8 protein-coding genes are annotated in these 7871 nt (G+C 69.3%); 2 read left to right on the forward strand and 6 right to left on the reverse strand.

From position 1 onward, the window contains the following. Positions 1–69: 69 nt before the first annotated feature. From rbsD to AC31A1_RS41940, 6 genes are all read right to left on the reverse strand, one after another. A complete protein-coding gene (gene rbsD / locus AC31A1_RS41915; protein ID WP_489658330.1) occupies positions 70–459 on the reverse strand; it encodes a D-ribose pyranase in 390 nt (129 codons plus the stop codon). Continuing rightward, positions 456–1358, reverse strand: coding sequence for a ribokinase (locus tag AC31A1_RS41920; protein ID WP_489658331.1), 903 nt, complete (start codon positions 1356–1358; stop codon positions 456–458). The genes rbsD and AC31A1_RS41920 overlap by 4 nt, the downstream gene beginning before the upstream one ends. A 47-nt stretch (positions 1359–1405) precedes the next feature. Continuing rightward, on the reverse strand, positions 1406–3358 hold the full coding sequence (locus AC31A1_RS41925; protein ID WP_489658332.1) for an ABC transporter permease/substrate-binding protein: 1953 nt from the start codon (positions 3356–3358) through the stop codon (positions 1406–1408). After that, complete coding sequence (locus tag AC31A1_RS41930) at positions 3348–4901, reverse strand: sugar ABC transporter ATP-binding protein (RefSeq protein ID WP_489658333.1); 1554 nt, start codon at positions 4899–4901, stop codon at positions 3348–3350. Before AC31A1_RS41930 ends, AC31A1_RS41925 begins: the two co-directional genes overlap by 11 nt. Continuing rightward, positions 4898–5950: a LacI family DNA-binding transcriptional regulator gene (locus AC31A1_RS41935; protein ID WP_489658334.1), complete on the reverse strand. Its 1053-nt coding sequence runs from the start codon at positions 5948–5950 to the stop codon at positions 4898–4900. Before AC31A1_RS41935 ends, AC31A1_RS41930 begins: the two co-directional genes overlap by 4 nt. Before the next feature lie 282 nt (positions 5951–6232). Then, positions 6233–6646, reverse strand: a complete 414-nt coding sequence (locus AC31A1_RS41940) for an ATP-binding protein (RefSeq protein WP_489658335.1) — start codon at positions 6644–6646, stop codon at positions 6233–6235. A 267-nt stretch (positions 6647–6913) separates the two neighbouring features. Here AC31A1_RS41940 and AC31A1_RS41945 point away from each other — a divergent pair, with 267 nt between their 5' ends. After that, entirely contained in the window at positions 6914–7732 is an 819-nt protein-coding gene (locus AC31A1_RS41945) for a helix-turn-helix domain-containing protein (RefSeq protein ID WP_489658336.1), read from the forward strand. Positions 7733–7736: 4 nt separating this feature from the next. Then, positions 7737–7871: DUF397 domain-containing protein (locus tag AC31A1_RS41950; protein ID WP_489658337.1), on the forward strand; the 135-nt coding region annotated here is incomplete at its 3' end.

Here is a 7871-nt window from a genome sequence, read left to right on the forward strand (position 1 = left end):
GGCCCGGTCGACGGACCGGGCCCCCTCGAATTTGAAAACGTTACACATCCACCCCGATCTGTCACATTCCTAGAAGAACACCCCGCACCGCAGCAGCACGTTCGCGTACGGCCGTGCCTCGCCCGTCCGTACGATCAGCCGCGCGCCCGCCGACAGCTCCTTGAGCCGCTCGTGGGAGACGAGGTCCAGGTCGGGGAAGCGCGCGTCGAGCAGGGCCGTGGCCGCTCGATTGGCGCCGCGCACCTCGCTCGCCGCCGTCGCGCCCTCCACCACCAGCTCGGCCAGCAGCCCGTCCAGCACTTCCTCGAACGACGGCACCCCGGCACGGAACGCCAGGTCCACCACCCGGGGCCCCCGGGGGATCGGCATCCCGGCGTCGCACACCAGCACCCCGTCCCCGTGCCCCAACTCGGCCAGCGCGCCGGAGAGATGACGGTTGAGAATCCCTGCCTTCTTCACAGCGCGGCGACCTCGTCCGCCGTCGGGAAGGAGTCCTGGGCGCCCTTCTTGGTGACGGCCACCGCCCCGACCCTGGCCGCGTACTCCGCGGCCTCGGCCAGCGACAGCCCCGCACCCAGCTTCCAGGCCAGCGCCGCGGTGAACGCGTCGCCCGCGCCCGTCGTGTCCACGGCGTCCACCTTCACGGACGGCACCCGGGTGACCCCGTCCTTGGACGCCACCAGCGCGCCCTCCGCCCCCAGCGTCACGACCACCGAACGCGGCCCCTTCGCCAGCAGGATCCGCGCCCAGTCCTCGGGCCGCTCGCTCACACAAGCGTCCCCGAGGATCACCTTCGCCTCGTGCTCGTTGACGATCAACGGATCGCAGGCGGCGAGGACTTCGGCCGGGAGCGGCCGGGGCGGCGACGGGTTCAGCACGAAGCGGCTGCCGTCCGCGAGATTCCGTACGACCTCCACGACCGTCTCCAGCGGGATCTCCAGCTGTACGGAGACCACCCGGGCGGCCTGGAAGAGGCACCCGGCGGCCTGGACGTCCACGGGGAACAGCTTTCCGTTGGCGCCGGGCGACACCACGATGCTGTTGTCGCCGGACGGGTCGACCGTGATCAGCGCGACCCCGGTCGGCGCGCCGCCGACCAGGACGCCCACCGTGTCGACACCGGCGGCCCGCTGCGAGTCGAGCAGCAGCCGGCCGTGCGCGTCGTCGCCGACCCGGGCCAGCAGGACCGTACGGGCTCCCAGCCGGGCGGCGGCGACCGCCTGGTTGGCGCCCTTGCCGCCGGGGTGGACGGTCAGGTCGGAACCGAGGACCGTCTCGCCGGCGCCCGGCCGCCGCTCGACGCCGATCACGAGGTCGGCGTTGGCCGATCCCACGACCAGGAGGTCGTAGTCGTACATCAATTGACTCCCCACGGTGGTGACTTGGAGTGGTGGACCGGTCCTCGTCAGCCGGTGAACCCAGCCACATTCTCCTTGGTGACGACCTTGACCGGCACCTTGACCGTCGACTCGACCTTCTTGCCCTGAGCCGCGCGCAGCGCGTTGTCCACGGCAATCCTGCCGAGTTGGCTGGGCTGTTGCGCCACGGACGCGTACAGCGTGCCCTGCTTGACGGCGGTCAGGCCGTCCGGCGTGCCGTCGAAGCCGACGACCGAGACCGACGTGCCGGCCTTGGAGCCGAGCGCCTTGATCGCGCCGAGGGCCATCTCGTCGTTGGCGGCGATGACGCCCTGCACGTCGGGGTGGGCCTGGAGCAGGTTCGACATCACGTCGAGGCCCTTGGTGCGGTCGAAGTCGGCCGGCTGCTGGGCGACGACCTGGATGCCCGGGTAGGCCTTCAGCCCCTTGGCGAAGCCCTCCGCCCGCTCACGCGCCGCCGACGTGCCCGCCTGGCCCTGGAGGATGACGATCTTGCCGGTGCCGCCCAGCTTCTCGGCGACGGTCTTGGCGGCGAGTTCACCGCCTACGACGTTGTCGGAGGCGACGAGCGTGTCCACGGCCGCCTTGTTGACGCCCCGGTCGACGGCGATGACCGGGATCTTCGCCTTGTCGGCGGCCTTCACGGAGTTGCTCGCCGCGTCCGAGTCCACCGGGTTGACGATGATCGCGCCGTAGCTGGAACTGGTGAAGTTCTGGAGCTGGTTGGCCTGCTGGGAGGCGTCGTTCTGCGCGTCCGTGACGGTCAGGTCCAGGCCCAGCTTCTTCGCCTCGGCCTGCGCGCCCGACCGGATCTGCACGAAGAACGGGTTGTTGAGCGTGGAGAGCGACAGACCGAGCTTGGGCTTCGCAGACGTGGAGGAGTCGTTGTGCAGGAAGGAGGTCGCGCCGACGATCGCGATGGTGACGACAGCCGCGAGCGCGTACGTGGTCGCCTGCTTGCCCTTGCTGCCACCGCCACCGCCCGCACCGGAGGCGGGAGTTGCCCCCGCCTTGCGGCGCACGGTGTCCAGCAGGACCGCCAGCGCGATCACGACGCCGATGACGACCTGCTGCCAAAAGGCGGACACCGAAAGGAGGTTGAGGCCGTTGCGCAGCACCGCGAGGATCAGCGCGCCGATGAGCGTGCCGGACGCCTTGCCGGTGCCGCCCGCGAGGGAGGCGCCGCCGATGACGACCGCCGCGATCGCGTCCAGCTCGTAACCGTCGGCGGCCTGCGGCTGCGCGGAGGAGAGCCGGGAGGCGAGGACGATGCCCGCGGCGGCGGCGAAGACACCGGACAGGGCGTAGATCGCGAGCTTCTGCTTCGAGACCCGCAGCCCCGAGAGCCGCGCGGCCTCTTCGTTGCCGCCGATCGCGTACATCGAGCGGCCGATGTACGTCCGGCCGAGGATGAAGGCCGCGAGGAGCCCCATCACGATCATCACGAGGACCGGCACCGGCAGCCAGCCGCCGAGCGTGTCGCCAAGGTGGGAGACCGAGTCGGGGAAGGTGATCGGGGAGCCCTGCGAGATCACCAGTGACAGCCCGCGCGCCACGGACAGCATCGCCAACGTCGCGATGAACGGCGGGAGTTTGCCGTAGGCGATGAGGAAACCGTTGACGAGGCCGGCCGCGATACCCGTGGCGATCGCGAGGACGACGGCGAGGAAGACCGGGACACCGTGCTGCGTGGCGCTCCAGGCCAGCACGGTGGCCGAGAGGGCCGCCACCGAACCGACCGACAGGTCGATGCCCGCCGAGACGATCACGAAGGTGACGCCGAAGGCGAGGATGGCGGTCACGGCCGCCTGGACACCGACGTTGAGGAGGTTGTCGGTGGTGAGGAAGTCGCCGGAGAGCGCCGACATGGCGATGACGAGGACGATGAGCGCGGTCAACGCCCCGTTGTCCAGGAGCAGTCGGCGGATTCCCGAGGCGCCACTCGCGCCCGGCGTGCTCTTGAGCGTGTCAGTGGCCACGGTGGCCCTCCACAGCGGTAGTTGCTTGAGCGGTAGTCGCTTCGGTTGAAGTGCCGGGTGTGCTGACGGCGAGCGCCATCACGGAGTCCTGCGTGGCCTGTCCGGCGGAGAGTTCGCCCGCGATGCGCCCCTGGGCCATGACCAGCACCCGGTCGCTCATGCCGAGGACCTCGGGCAGATCGCTGGAGATCATGAGGACGGCGGCGCCATCGGCGGTGAGTTCATTGACGAGCTGATAGATCTCGACCTTGGCGCCGACGTCGATGCCGCGCGTCGGCTCGTCGAGGATCAGCACCTTGGTGTCGGCGAGCAGCCACTTGCCGATGACGACCTTCTGCTGGTTGCCGCCGGACAACGTCCGTACCTGCTGGCCGAGTCCGGCCATCCGTACGCCCAGCTGCTTCGCGATCCGCGCGGCGGCCTCGCGCTGCCCCTTGAGGTCGACGAGACCGCCGTGGGTCGCGGCCCGCATGGTGACGAGACCGAGGTTCTCCTGCACGGACTGATCGAGCACGAGCCCCTGGCCCTTGCGGTCCTCGGGCACGAGCCCGATCCCGGCAGCCATGGCCGCGTTGACGTCATGCTTGGGGACGAGCCCACCGGAGACGGTGACGGCCCCCTGGTCGTACGGGTCGGCCCCGAAGACAGCCCGTACGACTTCGGTACGACCGGCCCCGACGAGCCCGGCGATGCCGACGACCTCACCGGCCCGCACCTCGAAGCTGATGTCGTGGAAGGCCCCGTCCCGGGTGAGCCCCTCGACGGAGAGCAACGCGGCGCCGGCGTCGGCCCGTTCACGCGGATACTGCTGCTCGATCGACCGCCCGACCATGAGCCGTACAAGCTCGTCTTCAGGGGTGGAGGCAGGCACCGCCCCCACGCTCTTCCCGTCCCGAATGACGGTGACCCGGTCCCCGAGGGCGGCGATCTCCTCCAGGTGATGGGTGATGAAGACGATCCCGACGCCGTCCGCGCGCAGTTGACGCACGATCGCGAACAGCTTCTCGACCTCTTCCGAGGTGAGCACGGCGGTCGGCTCGTCCATGATCAGCACGCGCGCGTTCAGGCTGAGCGCCTTCGCGATCTCGACCATCTGGAGCCGCGCGATACCGAGTTCACGGACACGCGCGCGGGGAGACACATTTACGCCGACCCGCTCCAGCAGAACGGCGGCGTCGGCCTCCATCCGCTTCCGGTCGATCATCCCGAGCCGACGCGGCTGCCGCCCCAGAAAAATGTTCTCGGCGACCGTCAGATCGGGAACGAGGTTGAACTCCTGGTAGATGGTGGCGATCCCGAGCCGCGCGGAGTCCTGCGCACTGTGGATGCGCACCTCCTCGCCGACGGCCAGGATGCGGCCGCCGTCGGGGCGGTAGGCGCCGGAGAGCATCTTGATGAGGGTGCTCTTGCCCGCGCCGTTCTCACCGAGCAGCACATGGACCTCACCCCGGCGCAGATCGAAGTCGACGCCGTCCAGCGCGACGACACCGGGGAAGGTCTTGCGGATGCCCTCGATGCGCAGCAACTCGTCCTGGTTGCTCACGACTGGCTCCTTCGAACAGGTTGAACCGGGGTGGTTCCAACAGGGGGTTGCGCGGAGTCCGGCTCACCGCACGAGCGGCGCACGACGAGCCGGGCAGGGAGGGTGACGGACTGCGGAACCCGCCCCTCGATCCGGTCGACGAGCGCGCGAACGGCGGCCCGCCCGAGGTCACCGGTCGGCTGAGCGATCGCGGTGATCGGCGGATCGGTGTGCACGAACCACCGGATGTCGTCGAACGCGGCCAGCGCGAGATCCTCCGGAACCCGCAGCCCACGCGCGCGTACGGCGTCCAGGGCACCCAGGGCCATCAGGTTGTCGGCGGCGAACACGACCTCGGGCGGCTCGGCCAGATCGAGAAACCCCTCGGTCACCCGCCGCCCGCTCTCGGCCTGGAAGTCGCCCTGCCCGATGTAGGCGTCGGGGAGGGGAATCCCGTACTCGGCCAGCGCGTCCCGGAAGGCGGCGACGCGCTCACTGCCGGTGGTGGTGGCAGCGGGGCCGCCGATGATGGCGAGCCTGCGATGCCCGAGCCCGTGCAGGTGCGCGACGAGATCCCGGATCGCGGCCCGCCCGTCGGCCCGCACGACGGGCACGTCGAGCCCCGGGATCCACCGGTCCACGAACACCATGGGGGTCCCGGCTCGTGCGGCGTCCAACATGCCCGGGGAGCCGCCGTCGGTGGGGGACACGAGCAGTCCGTCGATACGACGGTCCAGCAGCGTCCGCACGTGGTGGTCCTGAAGCTCGGGCCGCTCGTCGGCGTTGCCGATGATCACGCTGTACCCGAGGGCGCGGGCCTCCTCCTCCACGGAACGGGCGAGCTCGGTGAAGTAAGGGTTCAGCACGTCGCTGATGACCAGCCCGAGGGTGCGGGTCTGATCGGTGCGCAGCGAACGGGCGACGGCGTTCGGGCGATAACCCAGCGCCTCTACGGCGGCCAGCACACGCGTGCGTGCGTCGTCACTGACCGACGGATGGTCATTCAGCACCCGCGACACCGTGGCCACGGAAACCCCGGCCCCGGCGGCGACGTCCTTGATGCTCGCCATCGCCGTTCCACCTCCTCGTGGAATCGATTACATGGAGGATTGGAATCGATTACATGCGAGTTAACAAGGGGACGTGATCGGATTGTGATGAACGGCGTGGCGCGCTGGCTCGCATGGCGGGTGTTCCCGGTTGGCGCCGCGTGGGGAACCTCGACGCCAGGAGGGGGTGCGGCCCGAGAAAGCGTGACACTTGGCGCTGGAGTGTCACACTTTCGCGGGGAAGGTTCCGGCGGGGGAGGGCTGGGGTCGCACGGCTCAAGTTCGAAGACCCCGGCGGTCATCTCAAGCCGCGGCGAGCTCGCACCACACGAGTTTCCCCGGATTGCCGTTCCGGGACAGTGGCTGCCAGCCCCACTGATCGGCACAGGCCCGCACCAGTGCGAGGCCGCGGCCGTCCTCCGCGTCGCCGAGTTCCTCCAACCGCCTTGGCGGCTGCGGCGGTTCGGGATCGGCGTCCCAGGCTCCGAGCCGGAGTACCCCCGCCGACCAACCCACCCGCAGGGCGGCGGGCCCCTTCGCGTGCTGTACGGCGTTGGCGACCAACTCTGTCGCGAGAAGCTCGGCGGTGCCGGCCAGCCGGATCAGTCCGTGCACCGTGAGGATCAGCCGGAGGGTGCGGCGGCTGACGGTGACGGCGCGCAGGTCGTTCGGGATGTAGAGGCAGTACTCCCAGGGTGCGGGTGGGTTTTCAGGCATGCGTCAACTCCGGTTCAGTGGTGGGGATTTCGGAGGACTGCGGGGTGTCGCGGGCGGTGGCAGTGCCACAGCCGTCGTGGCAGGACGGAGTGGTGCGCTTCCGGTGTCCCGGGATTGCCGCAGCGTGTGCGTCGCGTCACCGACGGTAGACCTAGCATTTTAAGTTTCGCAAGCCGGTCGCGTAATCTGACCCTCGAACGAGTCGCGCCCGCAGGCGCGTTGGGAGGGGTAGTCGTGGCACTGAGGCGCGAGCCAACGGCACGTCAGATGCGTCTGGCGATCGAGTTGCGCAGGCTTCGCGACGCGGCAGGTCTCGCGGCCCGCGAGGGGGCGGCACTGCTCGGAGTGAGCTCCGCGCAGATCAGTCAGATCGAGGCGGGCCTCGCCGGCGTGAGCGAAAAGCGGCTGCGCCGCCTGGCGGCCAACTATGCAGCCACGGATGAGGAGTTCATTGACGCCCTCGTTGTCATGGCGACCGACCGGACTCGCGGCTGGTGGGAGGAGTACCGAGGTTCGCTGCCTACACCGTTCCTCGACCTCGCCGAGTTGGAACATCACGCCTGCTACCGACAGGACGTGGACTTCCTGCACATCCCGGGACTTCTGCAGACCGAGGACTACGCCCGCGCCCTCTTCTCCTACGTGAACCCGGAGTTCCCAAGGAGTGACGTGGAGAGCTGGGTGGAACACCGGATGAAGCGCAGGATCATCATCGAGCGCCCCGATCCGATCCCGTACGAGACGTTGATCCACGAGGCGGCCCTGCGTATCCGGGTCGGCGACCAGATCGCTGCGCGGGCTCAACTCATCCGTGTCCTGGAACTCTCCGAAGCCGATCACGTCATCGTGCGCGTCATCCCCTTCGATCTGAACGGTTTCGGCGGCGCCGGAAGTGCCATGGTGTACGCGGGCGGCGCCGTCCCACAGTTGGACACCGTGGTACGCGACGGCCCCAACGGCCCCGTTTTCATTGACTCCGAGGCTCAGCTCAACCGCTATCGAACCCTCTTTCGTAGGGTGGAGGCGGTGTCACTTGAACCTGAGCGTTCGCGTGACTTCATCCACAGGCTGGCGAAGGAGTTGTGACCGCATGATCACCCCTGGCAATTGGCGGAAGTCATCGTTCTCCGGGGGCGGCCAGGGCGACGCCTGCGTGGAGGTCGCCCACCGCCACCCGCACATAGCCATCAGGGACTCCAAGGCCCCGGCCCACGCCACCCTCACC

The organism is Streptomyces sp. P5F9 (genome assembly GCF_057961495.1).

What these genes read in the sequence shown, in the direction of transcription:
- AC31A1_RS41940 (WP_489658335.1), bottom strand. Translation starts at nt 6,646, where the DNA reads ATGCCTGAAAACCCACCCGCACCCTGGGAGTACTGCCTCTACATCCCG.
- AC31A1_RS41945 (WP_489658336.1), top strand. Translation starts at nt 6,914, where the DNA reads ATGCGTCTGGCGATCGAGTTGCGCAGGCTTCGCGACGCGGCAGGTCTC.
- AC31A1_RS41935 (WP_489658334.1), bottom strand. Translation starts at nt 5,950, where the DNA reads ATGGCGAGCATCAAGGACGTCGCCGCCGGGGCCGGGGTTTCCGTGGCC.
- AC31A1_RS41920 (WP_489658331.1), bottom strand. Translation starts at nt 1,358, where the DNA reads ATGTACGACTACGACCTCCTGGTCGTGGGATCGGCCAACGCCGACCTC.